Here is a 14,321-nt window from a genome sequence, read left to right as displayed (position 1 = left end):
GCAGCGCGGGTAACGGCCGCAAAGGTCGGGCGCGGCGGCTTAGGGCAGGCTGGGCGGCGGGCCGGCCGAGCGGCTGCCGGCGTAGTAGTACAGCTCGGCGCGCGATTTTTCGTAGCTGGCCCGCAGGCTTTCCTGCTTGATTCTGAGGTCTATGAGCTTGGTTTCGCGGGCGTTGATGAGGAAGATGGTGCTTTCGCCCAGCTCAAACTTGGCCAGCTCGGCGCGCAGCAGAATGCGCTGATTGGCAATGGTTTGGGTTTGCAGCACCAGCTGGCGCTCGTAGGCCTTGAGGCTATTGTATACCGTGCTCACCTGCGTCACGATGGTGCGCTGGCTTTGCTGCTGCTCCAGCACGTTTTCCTTAATTTGGATGCGCGTGTATTGCAGCTTGCCGCGCTCGGCGCGCAAAAACAGCGGGAAGGCAAAGTCAACCCCCACTTTGTGGTTATCGAGCCCAAACCGGTAGTAGTCAGGTACTTCATTCTGATAAAAATTGCCCTGGCTGATGAGCGTACCCGTCAGGTTGAGCTTGGGCTTAAGCATCTCGCGGCGGTAGCGCTCCTCGATGCCAAGCTGGCGGCTTTTGGCGCCCAGCTTCACCAGGGTGGGGTGGCTGGCGGCGGCCAGCTCGGCGAGGCGCTGGTACTCGGCGCGGCGCACGGTGTCGCGCACGGGCACCTGGGGCGCGGCGTAGCGCGGCAGCTCCACGGGCTGGTTATTGTTGTTCCAGAGGTGGTTAGATAGTACTAAGCGGGCGTTTTGCAGGTCTACTTGCAGCTGGGTGGCCTGCACCTGGCGGTCCTGCACGGTTATCTGGGCCTCCACCGAGTCGATGGGGGCCTGGTCGCCAATCTGGGCGCGGCGGGCGGTGCCCTGGAAGCGGCGGTCGGCCAGCGCTACACCCTCCCGGATGAGGGCCGCCTGCTGGAAGGTGTAGTACCAGGTCCAGTAGTCTTTGGCAGCTTGCAGCCACACCTCGTTTATCTGTTTCACGCGGTCGGCCTCGGCGGCGGTCTGCATAATTTGGGCCTGGCGCAGGGTGCTGCGGCGCGCATCAATGAGCAGGCCCTGGCCGATGGGGATGGACAGCCCCACGCCGGCCAGGCCGTTGAGCGGCGTGCGGCTTTCGGGGTTGACGTAGGTGCCGGCGTAGCGGTCGTAGGTGGCCTTGAGGTCGATGCCGCCGGGCCAGAGGGGCACCTTCAGCTCGGTGCCCCAGTTATTATAGTACTCAGTACCACCAAATTGCTTGCGGCGGAAGTCGGAGCCCAGCTTGGGGTCGAAGCCGCCGCGGGCTTGCAGCACCTGGCTGCGGGCCTCGTCGCTGAGCAGGGCGGCCTGCCTCACAATGGGGTGGTTGGCAAACACGAGGTCAGCCAGGTCTTGCAGCGAAAACACCTTGGCCGTGTCGTCGGGCTGCACCTCGCCCAGCTGCTCGGTTTGGAGGCGCGCGCGCTCCAGGCCCGGCCGGCGGGCGGGCAGCTGCGGGGCCTGGGCCCGGGCAGAGTGCGCCAGGCCGGCCAGCAGCGCCAGCGCGGGCAGCCAGCGCCGGGCCGGGCCAGCCGCCGCTAAGTATAAAACTTTGAAAATCAACGCGAATGAATACATGGGCTACTTGGCTTTCTCCTTGTCTTCCTTCACGGGGGTGCCGTCGGGCTCGGTGCCCAGGGTGGGCGGGAAGCCGTTGAGCTGCCGCCAGATTTCGTACCACACGGGCACCGAGTCGAGGATAACCCAGCCCTGCACGCCCGAGCCCAGGCGCAACTGCTTGGGCCAGGGCTGGTCGCCGGGCTGGGGCTGAGCGGGGCGCACCAGCAGGCGGTACTTGCCGCCGGGGCTGCTCACCACGTCAATCACCGTGACATAACCGCCAAACGTACCCACGGCCACCGAGGGCCAGCCCGAAAACTGGATGGCCGGCCAGCCATCGAACTGAATGCGCACCCGGCGCCCGCGCTGAATGAGGGGCACATCCATGGCCCGCACGTACATCTCGGCGGCCAGCAGCGGGGCCTCGGGCTGGAGCGTGGCAATGGATTCGCCCTCCTTAATCGTTTCGCCAATACCCGCTTTGAGGGCGCGCACGATGAAGCCGGTTTGGGGCGCGCGCACCACGTAGAGGCCGCGGCGCACGGCCACGTTGCTGATTTTGTTGCGCAGCGACGACACCTCGCCCTCCGAGCTGGCCCGGCTCGACACGGCCGAGCTGCGGTCGGACAGGTTTTTGGCCAGGTCCTGGTCATACTTGGCGCGCAGGTTGGCCAGCTCGATGCGGGCAATGGCCAGGCCATCGAGGCTGCTGGCCAGCTTGTTGCGCTGGGCCGTTACCTTGGCCAGGTCCTCTTGCAGCTTGAGGCGGCGCGTTTCGATGTCGGTGAGCGAGAACAAGCCGTTTTTGTAGCCTTCCTCGTAGCGGGCCAGCCGCGAGAGGGTGGTGGCGTAAAAGCTTTGGGCGGCTACGAGGTCGGCGCGTTCGCTGCTCACGGTGTTGGTGGCCTGCTCCACGCGGTTGCGGGCCGACGACAATTGCACTTCCAGGGTGGTGCGCAGGGCGGCGAGCTGCTGGTCGGTGGCCGATATCTTGGCCACGTTGGCGGCCACGTTGCCGCGCTTGGCGGCCAGTTGCTCGCGCAGGCGCTCGGGCAGGTTGGGGTCAAAGTACTCGTCCTTTATCTCGGAGAGCATGAGCAGCGTATCGCCGCGGTGCACCAGCTGGCCCTCGCGCACATTCCAGTGCTCGATGCGGCCCGCTATCTGGTTCTGAACGTTTTGCGGACGGTCCTGCGGCGTAAGGGCCGTGAGCGTGCCGGTGCCGTAAATGGTTTGGCGCCAGGGTAAAAACAGGATAATCAGAAATGCCAGGCCAATCACCCCCAGGATGCGGCCCAGCTTACGGCTGGCGTAGGTGCGCAGCAGCTCGGGGCGCGACTGCCGGGGCACCTGCTTCCACACCTCCTCGGCCACGTTTTGGTTGGAGAGATTAAGCATGGGTCAGGGCTTCGGGTTTTTTGTATTCTTCCATGGGCAGGTCGGTGAGGGCCGCCACCTTCTCCACGCCCGTCAACACGTCAAAAATGGTGTTAAGACTCGTCATTAGCTTTTCTATCGAGCCGCTAATCATCACGATAAGTACCTCGGCGGCCACAAATTGGCCCAGCGTCATTTGGCGCGACACCACGAAGAGCGTGCCCGCAATGAGCAGGCCCGCCGTGAGCACGGTGCGCAGTGCCACCCCGTAGGCGTAGTACGTTTTCAGCACCCGAAAATGCTGGTTGCGGGCGTGCAGGTACTCGGCCGTCAGCTCGTCGGCGCGGGTGAGGGCGGTGGCTTGTTCCTCGTCGCTGTCGCGCACCTCTTGCAGGCGGCCGGCCACGTTCTGGAGCCAGGCCACCAGTTCGTACTTATAGGCCGATTCGTCGATGCTCGTGCGCAGCGCCTGCCGGTAGTTGAGCATGTAGAGCAGCGCCATCGCCAGCAGCGTAAACACGCCAAACCCAATAAAAACGGGGTGATAAAAGGCCAGCACTATCACGCCCAGCACTATTTGCAACAGGGCGAACATGATGTCTACCAGCAGCTTAGTGAGGCCCTTCTGAATGGTGAGCACGTCAAAAAAGCGGTTCACCAGCTCGCGGGGGTCCTGGCCGGCCAGCGCCTCGGCCTTGATGCGCGGCAGCCGGTAGGCGTACTCGATGGCCGCCTTGGCAAAAATGCGCTGCTCAATGGCCTCTACCAGCGTCATTTGGCCCACCAGCAGGATGCCGCCCAGTAGCACGCCGCCCACCACCACGGCCACCAAAATGTAGGTAGAGCCAAACACGGCCCCCGTCGAAACCAGGTTGAACACGGCCTGCGTGCCCAGCGGCAGCGACAGGCTGATAAGCCCCGTCAGGATAGCGTAAAAAATGATGTAGCGAATGGTACGGCGCTCCGTGTTGAGCATGCGCACCAGGCGCTGCCAAGGAGTGGGCGGCGGCAAGCCAGCCCTAGCGTGTGAAGCCATAGGTATTCTAATTGACAGTATATGAGGTAGTTGATGAGCCCGCTAGTGGAAGTTGGCCGGCCAGGAACGGCGCGGTGCGGATGGGTAACTACCGCGGTGAGGCACACGTTGGGTAAAGATGAGCAGCAGTAGTTCGTTGGTTTTGCGTCATCTACCTCTAACGAACTCGTTAGTTGCCTTTTTAATGAACATTTAATGAATATGAAGTTGATAATACGGATAAATAACTTATAATCAATATTTTATACCAAATAAATCGCGTGCGCTAACGCGCTCATGCCACACCAAAAAACCCAAGTACGGGCAGGTTACCGGCGGTTGGCTACAACCAGCGGTATCCTGCCCGTACTTGGGGCATTGCAAGGGGAGAAAAGTAGGGTGGCTGGGCGGCTAGCGCGAAAGCAGGTTGCCGGCCTTAATGAGCGTGCGGCTCAACTGGTGCAGGGCGTCGGAGTAGCCATTGGCCGACTCCTCGCCTACCTTGGCGGCTTCGGCCCCGAGGCTGGCCAGCACCTCGGCCACTTCGTGAGCCTGGGTGTCGGACGAAGCCAACATTTCGCGCAACAGCTTGATTTCCTGCTTTATTTTGGCCAGGCCAGGGCGGTCGCTGGCGGCCAGCACGGTTTCCCAGCGCTCCAGCTCGCGCAGGCCGGTGGCGCCGTCGGCATTGGGCAGGCCCTGGCCCAGCAGGGCGAGGGTATCGGTAAGCAAGGCCGTGTTTTGCTCGTCGCTGATGTGCAGCTGCACTTCGGGCGTGGGGGGCGTGTACGGGGTGGCGGCGGTAGAGTCCATAAGAGAAAGGATAAGTTAACTGGCTATACTTAGCGCGGCCCAAAAAAGTTAGTTTTCCCGGCTTCGCCTAAGGTTACCTTTTGGCCCCGTCGCTAATTAAGCCGCACAAACTCACTGGCTCCTCATTTTCTTTTTCAATTTTATGAATACTTCACTCAAAACCCTGTTCGCTGCCGCCATCGCCCTGAGCTTCACCGCTTGCTCGACCGACACCGCCAAAACCGACAACCCCGACGGTAGCACCACTACCACCACCGAAGTAACTACCCCCAGCGCCGACCAGGTAGGCGACAAAATGGACGCCAAAATGGATGCCGCTGGCGATAAAATGCAGGCTGCCGGCGACAAAATGGACGCCAAAATGCAGGCTGCCGGCGACAAAATGGACGCCAAAATGGATGCCGCCGGCGACAAAATGAACGCCAAAATGGATGCCGCTGGCGACAAAATGGACGCCGCCGGCGACAAAATGCAGGCCAACGCCGCCGATGCCAAAGCCAAAATGGAGAACAAAATGGATGCCGCTGGCAACAAGATGGACGCCATGGGCAACGCCGCTGCCAAGTCGGCCCGCGAAACCAAGGAGAACATGAAGAACGCTGCCAACTAAGCAACGTTTGCCGCCTAGTGAAAGCCCACGCCGCTCCCGGCGTGGGCTTTTTTTGTGGGCTCTAGCGCCGGTTGGGCGTATTTTGCCGCCGTGTTCTTTAGTCGCCGCGCCCCTACCGTCCCAGCCGCCGCCCTCTCCGACCAGGAGGTGCTGGCCCGCTACCGCCAGGGCGGCGACGTGGCCGCGCTGGGCACGCTCTATGAGCGGCACCTGCCCGAGGTGTTTGCGGTGTGCCGACGCTACCTGGCCCCGCCCGACGAAGATGCGCAAGATGCTACTATGCAGCTCTTTGAGCAGCTCGTGACCAAGCTACGCACCCACGCACCCGACAACTTTGGGGCCTGGCTCTACACCACGGCGCGCAACTTTTGCCTTATGGAGCTGCGCGCCCGGCAGCGCGGCACGGCCAGCGGCGGCGTGCTGGTGCTGCTGCCCGAGGCCACCGATGTGGAAAATGCCGCCGCCCGGCATCTGCCCGATGCCGGCCTGGAAGCCGAAGCCGCCGACCAGCACGAGGCCGACCTGCAAGCCCTGGAGCTGGCCCTCAGCCAGCTGCCGGCCGAGCAGCGCCGCTGCCTGGAATTATTTTACCTCGAAGAAAAATCGTATCAGGAAGTGGTGGCCGCCACCGGCCTGGCCCTCAACCTCGTCAAAAGCCACCTGCAAAACGGGCGGCGGATGCTCAAGCGCAACCTGAGTACTGAGTTGAAAATCAGAAACGAGGAATGAACATCCCATCCTGCTTCGGTAAGCTCATCAAGACGGTCTGCTAATTGCTAGAACACCTGTTATTCCTCACCCAAAAATTCAATTCCTACTTCTTCACTCCTACTCCTTAATTCAACCAACATGCTGCCTGCCAACCCCTTACTGAACGCTACTGCCCCGGCCGGCCCGCACCTGCCGGTGGCACTGCTGCGCCAGTATGCGGCGGGCACGCTGGCTCCCGCGGCCCAGCACCGCGTGGAGGCCCACACGCTGGCCTGCGCCCGCTGCGCCGACGTGCTGGCCGGCCTCATGCAAACGCCCGCCACCACCACCGACCAGGCCCTGGCCCAGCTGCAATTGCGGCTGCGCCAGCGCGTGCAGCAGCAGGCCGCCCCGGCCCGGCTGGTGCGCGAAACGCGCCGCCACCGCTGGTTGGTGCCCCAACTCGCCGCCGCCGCCGCCCTGCTTTTTGGCTTGCTGGCCGGCGGCTGGTGGACGTGGCAACAGCGCCAGCATTCGCCGGCGGCGCAGCTGCCCGTTGCCGTTAGCACGCAGCCCACTGCCCCGGCCGCCACCACTGCGGTAGCCCCGCAAGCGGCAACTAACGAGTCAGTTCCCAATGCCAGCGCGGCCGCATCAGTGGCAGTAGCCCGCCCAGCAGCCCGGCCCAAACCCACCGCAATGACGCGGCCTGCCCAGCGGCCGCTTGCAACGCTGTCGAATAAGGATGTTGCCGCTACTAAGCCTACTCCGATAGCTGAAAGGCTAGGTGAGACGGCCCCCGACCTCATTGTGAGTTCGGCTGCTATTCCCGCCGCGCCGGTAGCCCGCGCCGCTGCCGCTGCCCCTACCGACTCCGTGGCCCTGGCGGGGCGCGTGAATGGCCTGGCCCTGCGCAAGAGCGCGCTGGACAATGCCGCCAAGGTGCGGGCCACGGCCATGCCCGCCGCGCCGGGCCTGCCGCCCACGCCGGTAGGTGGCTACGCCGCTTGGCGCGAGCAGCTGCGCCGCGAGGCCACCGAGTTCAAGCCCGAAGCCCCCGACCAACCCCTCTCGGGCACGGTGCAGCTGGGCGTAACCATCGGGGCCGATGGCAAGATTCAGGAAATGAGGGTGTTACACGGTCTGCGCGCCGACTACGACGCTGAGGCCCAGCGCCTGGTGTGCGACGGCCCCAAGTGGGTGCCCGGCATCAGCGGCGGCCAGCGCGCCCCCCGCATGGTGATGGTAGCAGTGCCTTTTTAGGGATGAGTTGGTGAATCGGTGAAAGAATTTAATCGCTCATTCACCAACTCACTCATTCACCAACTTACTGATTCACCCCTTTGAAAGAGCCGTCGTCCACGGTTTTCAGGAACTTGGTGAGGCCGGCCATGTACACTTGCTGGTCGTCGTACATGGCCATGTGGCTGCCCTGGGGGCAGATGAGGGAGTTGCCGTGCTTGACTTGGGTGGCAATCCAGGCCATGTGGGCAGGGTCCATGGTGTCGTACTTGCCGCCGATGCTGAGCACCGGCACTGTGAGCTGCGGCAGGTCCTTGGTGCGGTCCCAGGTAGTGAGCTTGCCCGAGATACCGAACTCGCTGGGGCCCTGCATGGTCACGTAGAGCGACTGGTTGACCTTGCTCATGGCGCGGGTCACGGGCTCGGGGTTGGGCACGAGGCGGCACAGGTGCTCGGCGTAGAAATTGGGCTCCAGCAGCGCCATGTAGCGCGGGTTGGCGAAGTCTTTTTCGGCCTCAATTTGCCGGATTTCGGTTAGTACGGCGGGCTTCATCTGCTTGGCCAGCACGTCCTGGGCATATTTGCCATAGGCGGGGCCGCTCATCATCATATTACTGATAATGAGTCCTTTAAGATTTTGCTGATACTTGAAGGCGTACTCGGCCGCCAGGATGCCGCCCCAGCTGTGGCCCAGCAGGTAGAAGTTGCTTTTATCCAGCTTCAGGGCTTGGCGCACCTGCTCCACTTCCTCCACGTAGCGCGGCAGGCTCCACATGCTGGTATCGCGGGGGTTGTCGGAGTTGCCGCAGCCCAGCTGGTCGTAGTAAATGAATTCGATGCCCTCCTGCGGCAGGAAGCTTTCCATGCACTCGAAATACTCGTGCGTGGCGCCGGGGCCGCCGTTCAGCAGCAACACCTTGATTTTGGGGTTGTTACCAAACCGCTTGGTCCAGACGTTGAACTTGCCCTTGGGCGTGGTGATGGGAATCACCTGCACACCGCCGGTTTTCACACCGGTTTCGACGGCCGGGAAATAGGTGCTGGGCGCGGCCGCCGGAGCGGTAGTGGCGGCGGGTTGGCAGGCGGGCAGCGCGGCGGCCAGTAGCAGCAGGTAGCGAGTGAAAGACATAGCGCTAAGCTACTGGGTTTTCACCGCAGCGGACGCAGCGGGTTTCGCAGAAGAGACGTAGAGGTTGTTCTTCTGCGTCTCTTTTGCGGAACCTTCCGCGGCCGCTGCGGTGAAAACACCGATAAGGCTAGCCGCTGTAACCACCGCCGCTTTCGGGCTCGGTGGCGCTACCACCAGCTTTGTCGGGCGTAGGCAAGTCCGATTCGGTGTGGATTTCGAGGTGGCTGTAATCGGGCACGCCGTCGCCTTGCACGGGTACGGGGGGCTCGGTGTGGGGGTCGGGAGTGGGCGTGGGCTTGTTCATGATTAATAGGGTATGGGGGTAGGAGGTTTTATGTAGGGCGGGTAACAGGCTTTACGAGCACGGCCGGCCAATGGCTGCCGGGCGGTGGGCAGCGGCCTTACTTTTGCCCTGCCCAGCGCACGGTGTTGCCTGGGTTTCGGCAGGGCCGCGCTGGCCCCACCCCTTCCTACCCGCCTACCCTCACCCCCTCATACCCTACTCAGAATGAGCCAGTTTCGGACCGAAAAAGACACCATGGGCCAGGTGCAAGTGCCCGCCGACGCCTATTGGGGCGCCCAAACCCAGCGCAGCATCGAAAACTTCCCCATCGCGCAGGATATCAACAAGATGCCGAAGGAGATTATCGCCGCCTTCGCTTATTTGAAAAAGGCCGCTGCCCTCACCAACCGCGATGCCGGCGTGCTCGACGCCGACAAAGCCGCCCTCATTGGCCAAGTGGCCGACGAGATTCTGGCCGGCAAGCTCGCCGACTCGTTTCCGCTGGTGGTGTGGCAAACGGGCTCGGGCACGCAGAGCAACATGAACGTGAACGAGGTGATTGCCTACCGCGGCCACGTGCTGCACGGCGGCCTGCTCAGCGACGAGAAGAAGTTTTTGGCTCCCAACGACGACGTGAATAAGTCGCAGTCGAGCAACGACACCTTCCCCACGGCCATGCACATCGCGGCCTACAAGATATTGGTAGAGAACACGATACCGGGCATCACGAAGCTGCGCGACACGCTGCGCCGGAAGTCGGCAGACTTCAAGCACGTGGTGAAAATCGGTCGCACGCACTTCATGGATGCCACGCCGCTGACCCTGGGCCAGGAGTTTTCGGGCTACGCCTCGCAGCTCGACCACGGCCTGCGGGCTATCAACAACACGCTCAGCCACTTGAGTGAGCTGGCGCTGGGCGGCACGGCCGTGGGCACGGGCATCAACACGCCCCCCGGCTACTCCGAAAACGTGGCCAAGTACATTGCCGAGCTTACGGGCCTGCCCTTCGTCACGGCCGAAAACAAGTTTGAGGCCCTGGCCGCCCACGACGCCATCGTGGAAACCCACGGCGCGCTCAAGCTGGTAGCCGTGAGCCTGATGAAAATCGCCAACGACATCCGGATGCTCAGCAGCGGCCCGCGCGCGGGCATCGGTGAGATTCATATTCCTGATAATGAGCCCGGTAGCAGCATCATGCCCGGCAAGGTAAACCCCACCCAGTGCGAGGCCATGACGATGGTTTCGGCCCAGGTAATGGGCAACGACGTGGCCATTACGGTGGGCGGCAGCATGGGCCATTTCGAGCTGAACGTATTCAAGCCCGTCATGATTTACAACTTCCTGCACTCGGCCCGCCTGCTCGGCGACGTGTGCGTAGCCTTCAACGACAAGTGCGCCATGGGCATCGAGCCCATCCTGCCCAATATCAAAAAGCACGTCGATAGCAGCCTGATGCTGGTAACGGCCCTCAACCCCCACATCGGCTACTACAAGGCCGCCGAAATTGCCCAAACGGCCCACAAAAACGGCTCGACCCTCAAGGAAACCGCCATCCAGCTCGGCTACGTGACGGCCGAGGACTTCGACCAGTGGCTGAAGCCCGAGGACATGGTGGGCGAGATTAAGTAATTTTCCATCAAGCTGTTAGCAGACTGTAGAACGTCCTGCTGCGCTTGCCGAAGCACCTCTGCCGCACCGCTAGGATTAACTCCTCAGCGATGCGAGCGAGGTGCTTCGGCAAGCGCAGCAGGACGTTCTTTATTTTCTTTGCATTCTCATACTCAGCACCTTCACCCCATTGTTTAACACCGTTCTCCCCTACCGCCTGGTGCAGCGCAACCGCAACAGCACAATGGGGCGGGAAAGCTGGGTATTTGTCGATATCTACAAGTTTTTCATGCACACGCCGAGTTCGCGGCGGAAGTATCTGGTAGAGATTCATGCCTACACCAACCATCTCTACACGGCCGACTTTTATGCCAAGGTGCAGAACGTCAACCGCTACCGGCTGCGCACCAACCAGCAGGCGGCGGGCAAGCTCGGCGGCACTGTGCTGGCCATTCTGGCCGAGGTGCTACGCCACGACCCGCAAGCCTGCTTTGGCTTTATTGCCGCCGCGATGATGAATGAAACCAGCGACGAGAGTACCAAGCGGTTTCGGCTTTACAAGCGCATGCTGGAATTGAAAATCAATCCGTTGCGTTTTACCGTAACTACCAGGCCCAAAAACAGCACTATCTTCATATTGCCCAATGGGGTAGCAGCCAACCAGTTGCTCAAAAAACAGATTATCGCGCGTTATGAAAACATTTTCCGGGAAGCGTTCTAAAAAAATCGACCTGCGGCAAGCCGTTCGGGAGGCCCGCAAAGCCGCGCGCCCGGTTTTTGCGCCTGGCGAGGCCGAGTTAGATTTTATCGGCCCTAATGGGGAAGAATACTATCGCCTCAACCCCGTTACCATCCCCGGCTACACGTACTCGTTTTAGCATTGGCGGCCCGTTGGCCCCGTAAAAGCCGCCCGGCCCTGTGCCGGGCGGCTTTGTTTTTTTGCATCTTTGCAGCTTCACTATTCGCTACTAGCTATGCCCTTCGACTTCACCCAAAACCTGGTACTGGAAAACAGCCGCGTGCGCCTACGCCCGCTCGAAGCCGCTGATTTTGAGGAGTTAAAGCTCGTGGCCTTTGCGCCCGAAATCTGGGAATTCACCGTTACCCGCGCCGGTGATACGGTGAGCCTGGCGGCCTACATTGCGGCGGCCACGCAGGCGCGGCAGGCCGGGCAGCGCTACCCATTCGCCATTATCGACCGGGCTACGGGGCGGCTGGCGGGCAGCACCAGCTACTACAACCTGGACCTCGACAACGACAAGCTGAGCGTGGGCTACACTTGGATAGGCACTGATTTTCAGCGCACTGGCCTCAACCGGGCGGCCAAGCACCTGCTGCTGGGCTACGCCTTCGACCAGCTGGGCTGCGAGCGCGTGGAGCTGGAAACCGACCGCCGCAACCAGCAGTCGCAAAACGCCATGCGCCGCATGGGGGCCACCGAGGAGGGCACCCTGCGCAGCCACCGCATTTTGCACGACGGCTACCGGCGCGACACGGTCATTTTCAGCGTCTTGCGGCCCGAGTGGCACGAGCTGCGCCGCACCACCTTTGCCGAATACAATGTCTGAGCCGGGGGCGGCCGATGTGGCCCGCCCGGCGGCCCGGCCGGGACTGCTGCGCCGCCGGGCGGCCAGCTTCGGGCACGCGTTTCGGGGCGTGGGGGCGGCCCTGCGCACCGAGGTACACTTGCAGTTTCACGCCGTGGCCACGGCGGTGGTGCTGGGGGTGGGCTGGTTTTTTGGGCTGAGCCCGACCGAATGGGCGCTGGTGGCGCTGGCCGTGGGCAGCGTGTGGGCCGCTGAGCTGTTCAACACGGCCATTGAGGCACTCACCAACCTGGCGTCGCCGGGCTACCACCCGCTGGCGGGGCGAGCCAAAGACGTGGCGGCCGGGGCCGTGCTGCTGGCCGCGCTGGCCGCGCTGGTGGTGGGCGGCTGCGTGTTCGGGCCCAAGGTGTGGGCGCTGGGCAGTAAGCTTTAGCTGGCCGGTGGGTGGCTGCACCTGCTAGCTCAACGGCAAGCTGAAGCTTACGGCACGCTTTTCAACTATTTAGGCTGGTTGGCGTAAGGCTAAGCACTTTTTACCTGTGCCTTACTACCCCTCCGCTATGCGTCGTTCGTCTATTCCACTTATCGCCCTCACCCTGTTGCTGGGGGCCTGCCAGCAGGATGTGGTAGTGAATACCCCCACCACGCCGCCCTCCGAAGGCTTTGTGAGCCAGCCCAATACGCCCGCGCCCACCAGCACCAACACCGTGGATGCCGTGCCCGCCCGCGATATGCGCCTCGACAGCACGGCCCGCCCCGCGTGGCTGCAAAACCGCATCCAGAAGATATTGGCTACGCGCAAGCGCAACCCCATTATTCGGGTTACGCGCTATCAGTTTGAGGGCGAAACGGTGTACTACGAGTCGGCTCCGTGCTGCAACCAGCAATCGACGCTCTACGACCCGAAGGGTAAAATACTATGCCACCCCGAAGGCGGCATCACGGGCAAGGGTGATGGGCGCTGCGGCAACTTCGACAAGCGCAAGACCAACGAACAGCTGGTGTGGCAAGACCCCCGCTGAGGTAGGCTATCTCAAAAGAACGTCATGCTGCGGCAAGCGCAGCATGACGTTCTTTTGCATTTCAAACCCAATTTTTGCCTTTCTTCATGATTAACACCATCGCCAAGCTCGGCGTTTTCAACGTGTGGGCCAACGAAACTTTGCTGCGCCGCCTCGACTCGTCGGTAGCTGCGGGCAAGGAAGCGCCGCAGCCGGCGCTGCGCATTTTCAGCCACGTCATCAATGCCCAGGCCATCTGGATTGCCCGCCTTTCGGGCACGGCCAGCCCGCTTAAAGTATGGCAGGAGCACGACCTCGCCGGCCTGCACCACTGGCACGAGCAAACCTCGCAGGCCTTTGCCGACCTCTGCGCCAACGCCGACGAAACGGAGCTGCTGCGCCACATTCAATACGCTAATTCTCAGGGTGATGCCTTCGACTCGCAGGTGAGCGACATCCTGACCCACTGCGTGATGCACGCCAGCTACCACCGCGGCCAGGTGGCCGTGAAGATGCGCGAAGGCGGGCTGGAGCCCGTCAATTCCGACTTCATCACCTACTGCCGCGAGCAAGCCGGCCAGGTGACCCCGCAGTTGTAAGCTGCGCGCCCGTTTTTGGCAGGCTGCTTCGCACTTGATTGCGGGGCAGCCTGTTTTCGTTGGGGCCGTATAGGATGCGTAGTTCGTTGTAATTTATGAAAATTCTGTTGGTCGAAGACGAGCCGCCGCTGGCCTCGTTCGTCAAAAAAGGCTTTGCCCACGAGGGCTACGACCTCACCGTGGCCTACGACGGGCGCACGGGCTGGTCGCTCTACGAGCAGCAGCCCTACGACCTGGTGATACTGGACGTGAACCTGCCCTACGTGAACGGTGTGGAGTTGTGCCGCCGCATTCGGGCGCACAGCCGGCGGGTGCCCGTACTGCTGCTCACGGCCCTCGACAGCCTCGACGATAAGGAGGCCGGCTTTGCGGCTGGGGCCGATGATTATTTAGTTAAACCCTTTGAATTCAGAGAGTTGCTAATGCGCGCCCGCGCCCTCACCCAGCGCTACGCGGCCGCCAGCGGCGAACGCCGCGAGCTGCGCATGGCCGACCTCGTGCTCGACCTCGATGCCAAAACCGTGGCCCGCGCCGGCCAGCGCATCGCCCTCACCACCCGCGAGTACTCGCTGCTGGAACACCTGCTGCGCAACCGCGGCCGCGTGGTGTCGCGCGTGGATATTGCCGAGCGCGTCTGGGACCTGGACTTCGATACGACTACCAACGTTATCGACGTGTACGTGAGCTACTTGCGTAAGAAGCTGGACCGCGATTTTTCGCCCAAGCTCATTCATACCGTGGTGGGCATGGGCTACGTGATGCGCGAGGGGTAGGTAGCGTGGACTCTGCGAGTCCGCGCATAGGTCGTTTCAGTGCT

At 62.3% G+C, this 14,321-nt stretch carries 17 protein-coding genes; 11 read left to right on the top strand and 6 right to left on the bottom strand.

The genetic code is table 11. The annotated features are described in order from the left end of the window. Positions 1-39 precede the first annotated feature (39 nt). The 4 genes from QMK33_RS14145 to QMK33_RS14130 all read right to left on the bottom strand — a co-directional run bounded on the left by QMK33_RS14145 (position 40) and on the right by QMK33_RS14130 (position 4,795). Entirely contained in the window at positions 40-1,608 is a 1,569-nt protein-coding gene (locus tag QMK33_RS14145) for a TolC family protein (RefSeq protein ID WP_283565250.1), read from the bottom strand. A 3-nt stretch (positions 1,609-1,611) separates the two neighbouring features. Continuing rightward, positions 1,612-2,988, bottom strand: a complete 1,377-nt coding sequence (locus QMK33_RS14140; protein WP_283565249.1) for an HlyD family secretion protein — start codon at positions 2,986-2,988, stop codon at positions 1,612-1,614. Next, positions 2,981-4,003, bottom strand: coding sequence for an ABC transporter transmembrane domain-containing protein (locus QMK33_RS14135; protein ID WP_283565248.1), 1,023 nt, complete (start codon positions 4,001-4,003; stop codon positions 2,981-2,983). Before QMK33_RS14135 ends, QMK33_RS14140 begins: the two co-directional genes overlap by 8 nt. 390 nt (positions 4,004-4,393) lie before the next feature. Next, positions 4,394-4,795: a hypothetical protein gene (locus QMK33_RS14130; RefSeq protein ID WP_283565247.1), complete on the bottom strand. Its 402-nt coding sequence runs from the start codon at positions 4,793-4,795 to the stop codon at positions 4,394-4,396. A 142-nt stretch (positions 4,796-4,937) separates the two neighbouring features. Between QMK33_RS14130 and QMK33_RS14125 the strand changes: the two genes are divergently transcribed. From QMK33_RS14125 to QMK33_RS14115, 3 genes are all read left to right on the top strand, one after another. Further along, positions 4,938-5,405: a hypothetical protein gene (locus tag QMK33_RS14125; RefSeq protein WP_283565246.1), complete on the top strand. Its 468-nt coding sequence runs from the start codon at positions 4,938-4,940 to the stop codon at positions 5,403-5,405. Between the two features lie 54 nt (positions 5,406-5,459). After that, a complete protein-coding gene (locus QMK33_RS14120; RefSeq protein ID WP_283565245.1) occupies positions 5,460-6,134 on the top strand; it encodes an RNA polymerase sigma factor in 675 nt (224 codons plus the stop codon). A gap of 120 nt (positions 6,135-6,254) precedes the next feature. Beyond that, entirely contained in the window at positions 6,255-7,358 is a 1,104-nt protein-coding gene (locus QMK33_RS14115) for an energy transducer TonB (protein WP_283565244.1), read from the top strand. Between the two features lie 64 nt (positions 7,359-7,422). Here QMK33_RS14115 and QMK33_RS14110 read toward each other — a convergent pair whose 3' ends face one another. Both QMK33_RS14110 and QMK33_RS14105 read right to left on the bottom strand, forming a co-directional pair. Beyond that, positions 7,423-8,466 (bottom strand): proline iminopeptidase-family hydrolase, encoded by a 1,044-nt coding sequence (locus QMK33_RS14110; RefSeq protein WP_283565243.1) that lies wholly within the window; start codon positions 8,464-8,466, stop codon positions 7,423-7,425. 127 nt (positions 8,467-8,593) lie between these two features. Then, positions 8,594-8,770 (bottom strand): hypothetical protein, encoded by a 177-nt coding sequence (locus QMK33_RS14105; protein ID WP_283565242.1) that lies wholly within the window; start codon positions 8,768-8,770, stop codon positions 8,594-8,596. A 204-nt stretch (positions 8,771-8,974) separates the two neighbouring features. Between QMK33_RS14105 and fumC the strand changes: the two genes are divergently transcribed. From fumC to QMK33_RS14065, 8 genes are all read left to right on the top strand, one after another. Beyond that, positions 8,975-10,378 carry a class II fumarate hydratase gene (fumC, locus tag QMK33_RS14100; RefSeq protein WP_283565241.1) on the top strand — a complete coding sequence of 468 codons (1,404 nt, stop codon included), beginning with the start codon at positions 8,975-8,977 and terminating at the stop codon, positions 10,376-10,378. Positions 10,379-10,547: 169 nt separating this feature from the next. Beyond that, entirely contained in the window at positions 10,548-11,078 is a 531-nt protein-coding gene (locus tag QMK33_RS14095; RefSeq protein ID WP_283565240.1) for a hypothetical protein, read from the top strand. Next, entirely contained in the window at positions 11,050-11,235 is a 186-nt protein-coding gene (locus QMK33_RS14090; RefSeq protein ID WP_283565239.1) for a hypothetical protein, read from the top strand. Before QMK33_RS14095 ends, QMK33_RS14090 begins: the two co-directional genes overlap by 29 nt. A 69-nt stretch (positions 11,236-11,304) precedes the next feature. After that, on the top strand, positions 11,305-11,925 hold the full coding sequence (locus QMK33_RS14085; RefSeq protein ID WP_283565238.1) for a GNAT family N-acetyltransferase: 621 nt from the start codon (positions 11,305-11,307) through the stop codon (positions 11,923-11,925). Next, the gene (locus tag QMK33_RS14080; RefSeq protein ID WP_283565237.1) at positions 11,918-12,337 is read left to right on the top strand and encodes a diacylglycerol kinase family protein; all 420 of its coding nucleotides are present in this window, start codon (positions 11,918-11,920) and stop codon (positions 12,335-12,337) included. Before QMK33_RS14085 ends, QMK33_RS14080 begins: the two co-directional genes overlap by 8 nt. A gap of 127 nt (positions 12,338-12,464) precedes the next feature. Then, a complete protein-coding gene (locus QMK33_RS14075) occupies positions 12,465-12,926 on the top strand; it encodes a DUF6970 domain-containing protein (RefSeq protein ID WP_283565236.1) in 462 nt (153 codons plus the stop codon). Positions 12,927-13,012: 86 nt separating this feature from the next. Continuing rightward, entirely contained in the window at positions 13,013-13,504 is a 492-nt protein-coding gene (locus QMK33_RS14070; protein ID WP_283565235.1) for a DinB family protein, read from the top strand. Positions 13,505-13,599: 95 nt separating this feature from the next. Further along, a complete protein-coding gene (locus tag QMK33_RS14065; protein ID WP_283565234.1) occupies positions 13,600-14,277 on the top strand; it encodes a response regulator transcription factor in 678 nt (225 codons plus the stop codon). The last annotated feature ends 44 nt before the right edge of the window (positions 14,278-14,321 follow it).

The organism is Hymenobacter sp. H14-R3 (assembly GCF_030063445.1).
Lineage (GTDB): Bacteria > Bacteroidota > Bacteroidia > Cytophagales > Hymenobacteraceae > Hymenobacter.
Note: the sequence above shows the minus strand (reverse complement) of the source record. Positions and strands in the feature narration are given on the sequence as shown.

Bases quoted from the DNA above. Each gene is read 5' to 3' on its own strand.
- QMK33_RS14145 (WP_283565250.1), bottom strand. From the start codon at position 1,608: ATGTATTCATTCGCGTTGATTTTCAAAGTTTTATACTTAGCGGCGGCT.
- QMK33_RS14140 (WP_283565249.1), bottom strand. From the start codon at position 2,988: ATGCTTAATCTCTCCAACCAAAACGTGGCCGAGGAGGTGTGGAAGCAG.
- QMK33_RS14135 (WP_283565248.1), bottom strand. From the start codon at position 4,003: ATGGCTTCACACGCTAGGGCTGGCTTGCCGCCGCCCACTCCTTGGCAG.
- QMK33_RS14130 (WP_283565247.1), bottom strand. From the start codon at position 4,795: ATGGACTCTACCGCCGCCACCCCGTACACGCCCCCCACGCCCGAAGTG.
- QMK33_RS14125 (WP_283565246.1), top strand. From the start codon at position 4,938: ATGAATACTTCACTCAAAACCCTGTTCGCTGCCGCCATCGCCCTGAGC.
- QMK33_RS14115 (WP_283565244.1), top strand. From the start codon at position 6,255: ATGCTGCCTGCCAACCCCTTACTGAACGCTACTGCCCCGGCCGGCCCG.
- QMK33_RS14110 (WP_283565243.1), bottom strand. From the start codon at position 8,466: ATGTCTTTCACTCGCTACCTGCTGCTACTGGCCGCCGCGCTGCCCGCC.
- QMK33_RS14105 (WP_283565242.1), bottom strand. From the start codon at position 8,770: ATGAACAAGCCCACGCCCACTCCCGACCCCCACACCGAGCCCCCCGTA.
- fumC (WP_283565241.1), top strand. From the start codon at position 8,975: ATGAGCCAGTTTCGGACCGAAAAAGACACCATGGGCCAGGTGCAAGTG.
- QMK33_RS14090 (WP_283565239.1), top strand. From the start codon at position 11,050: ATGAAAACATTTTCCGGGAAGCGTTCTAAAAAAATCGACCTGCGGCAA.
- QMK33_RS14080 (WP_283565237.1), top strand. From the start codon at position 11,918: ATGTCTGAGCCGGGGGCGGCCGATGTGGCCCGCCCGGCGGCCCGGCCG.
- QMK33_RS14075 (WP_283565236.1), top strand. From the start codon at position 12,465: ATGCGTCGTTCGTCTATTCCACTTATCGCCCTCACCCTGTTGCTGGGG.
- QMK33_RS14070 (WP_283565235.1), top strand. From the start codon at position 13,013: ATGATTAACACCATCGCCAAGCTCGGCGTTTTCAACGTGTGGGCCAAC.
- QMK33_RS14065 (WP_283565234.1), top strand. From the start codon at position 13,600: ATGAAAATTCTGTTGGTCGAAGACGAGCCGCCGCTGGCCTCGTTCGTC.